Genomic DNA, 2,471 nt, shown 5'->3' on the forward strand with positions numbered 1-2,471 from the left:
GTAAGCAGCCGGGCAACCCGTCTTGAGTTGGGGTAAAGCTCTTGGGAGTATCGTGTCCACCTAACGAATAAGCGGACACGTGAACACTATCGAATCGGAAGCACTCCCCGAGCGTCGTCGCCGGCAACGGTACAGCGAGGAGTTCAAGGCGCAGGTGGTAGCTGCGTGCCAGGGAATCGGCGTATCGGTTGCTGCGGTCGCACTGGAACACCGGCTCAACGCGAATCTGCTGCGGCGCTGGATCGATCAGGCGGAGGGGCGACTTCCCAAGAGACCGCTGGGTCGTCCACCGGCCACGCCACCGTCGCTGCCAGCCTTTGTGTCGGTGCCGTTGGGAGCGCCGAGTCCGCACTCGGCAGAGATCCGCATCGAGGTGCGCCGGGGCGATCAGTCGATCACGGTCAGTTGGCCCGTGTCCGAAGCCGCCCAGTGTGCCGCCTGGCTGCGCGAGTGGATGCGGTGATCCGCGTCGACGAGATCTGGCTGGCGACCGATCCGCTAGACATGCGTGCCGGTTTCGACACGGCCTTGGCGCGCGTGGTCAAGGTATTCGGTGCCGCGCACCCGCACCATGCTTATCTGTTCGCCAATCGCCGCGCCAACCGCATGAAGGTCCTGATCCACGACGGGATCGGCATTTGGTTGGCATCACGACGTCTGAATCAGGGGCAATTTGCCTGGCCGCACGCCGGCAGCGAATCGAAGCAGCATGAACTGACGCACGAACAACTGGCCGGCCTGGTGCTGGGCCTGCCGTGGCAACGCATTGGCGAGAGTGGCGTGATCCGTGTCGTCTGAGTACGACAGAGGCGTAAACAGTTCAGCTTCCACCGCCTACAGCGTTCTGGCAGACTGGCCTGCATGAATCCCGCTGACCTCGACGCACTCACCCCGGAACAGTTGCGCGCCCTGACTGCGCAACTGATTGCAGAGGTCCAGTCGAAGGACCAGGCGATCCACGAGAAGGAGCGGGAAGCCAGTGAACGAGATCGGGAACTCCGCTACAAGCAGACCCGCATCGACCAGCTTACCCATGAGATCTCGATCCTCAAGCGCCAGCAGTTCGGCCGGCGCAGCGAACAGCTCAACAGCGAGCAGATGAACCTGCTCGACGAGGCGATCGATGGCGACTTGGTTGCCATCGAGATGGAGCTTGAGCAACTCGAGCCTACGCCAGCTGAACGGCAACGCGAGCAGCCGAAACGGGCACCACTGCCGCCGCAACTGCCACGCACCGACGTCCATCACGAACCGGACAGCACAACATGCCAGTGCGGTTGCGAACGCATACGGATCGGCGAGGACGTGAGCGAGAAGCTGGACTACACGCCGGGCCTGTTTACGGTGGAACGGCACATCCGCGGCAAGTGGGTGTGCAAAGCGTGCGAGACGCTGATCCAAGCGCCGGTTCCACCGCATGTGATCGACAAGGGCATGCCCACCGCCGGGTTGCTCGCGCAGGTGCTGGTCGCCAAGTACGGCGACCACCTGCCTCTGTATCGCCAGGAACAGATCTTTGGTCGTGCGGGACTGGCCATCCCGAGATCCACGCTGGGTGCCTGGGTGGGCCGGTGTGGCATGCAGTTGCAGCCGTTGGTCGACGCACTCGGCCAGGCCATCCGGCAACAGGCGGTGTTGCACGCCGACGAGACGCCGGTGCAAATGCTCAGTCCCGGCAAGGGCAAAACGCACCGGGCATACCTGTGGGCGTATACGTCGACTCAGTTCAGCGAACTGCGCGCGGTGGTCTACGACTTCGCCGAGAGCCGCGCCGGTGCGCACGCTCGCACGTTCCTGACGGGCTGGCACGGCAAACTGGTATGCGACGACTACAGCGGGTACAAGGCCTCGTTCCAGCACGGCATCACCGAGATCGGATGCGCGGCCCATGCTCGACGCAAGTTCTTTGAGTTGCATGCCAACCACAGCAGCCATGTTGCGGGGCAGGCCCTGCCGTTCTTTACCGCGCTCTACGACATCGAACGCGAGGCCGCAGCACTGGATGTCGACGAACGGCAGCGGCTTCGACAGCGTCGGGCCAAGCCGGTGTGCGACGCCCTCTATCAATGGTTGATGGCGCAGCGCAAACTCGTTGCGGACGGCTCGGCGATTGCGAAGGCGCTGGACTACAGCCTGAAACGATGGGACGCACTCACGCGCTATCTCGATGACGGCAATGTGCCGATCGACAACAACTGGGTCGAAAACCAGATCCGACCGTGGGCAGTCGGTCGGTCCAATTGGTTGTTCGCCGGATCACTGCGTGCGGGTCAGCGCGCGGCCGCCATCATGAGCTTGATTCGATCGGCGCAACTGAACGGGCTCGATCCGCTCGCCTATCTGAAGGACGTCCTCACACGCTTGCCGACCCACAAGGCCAACGACATCGACGCGCTACTGCCGCATCGTTGGCAACCTCTCTCGACTGCCGCCTAAACTCGCTCGTCAAGACGGGTTGGCTGGTCGCTTAC

The 2,471-nt window shown here is 63.1% G+C and carries 3 protein-coding genes; all 3 read left to right on the plus strand.

The window, feature by feature from the left end; all coding sequences use genetic code 11:
- Positions 1–79: 79 nt before the first annotated feature.
- Complete coding sequence (tnpA, locus tag CFB46_RS34905) at positions 80–463, plus strand: IS66-like element accessory protein TnpA (RefSeq protein ID WP_152778060.1); 384 nt, start codon at positions 80–82, stop codon at positions 461–463.
- The gene (gene tnpB / locus CFB46_RS34910; protein ID WP_143751641.1) at positions 451–798 is read left to right on the plus strand and encodes an IS66 family insertion sequence element accessory protein TnpB; all 348 of its coding nucleotides are present in this window, start codon (positions 451–453) and stop codon (positions 796–798) included. Before tnpA ends, tnpB begins: the two co-directional genes overlap by 13 nt.
- Before the next feature lie 63 nt (positions 799–861).
- Positions 862–2,436: an IS66 family transposase gene (gene tnpC, locus CFB46_RS34915; RefSeq protein ID WP_089501047.1), complete on the plus strand. Its 1,575-nt coding sequence runs from the start codon at positions 862–864 to the stop codon at positions 2,434–2,436.
- Positions 2,437–2,471 lie beyond the last annotated feature (35 nt).

Source organism: Burkholderia sp. HI2761 (assembly GCF_002223355.1).
GTDB lineage: Bacteria > Pseudomonadota > Gammaproteobacteria > Burkholderiales > Burkholderiaceae > Burkholderia.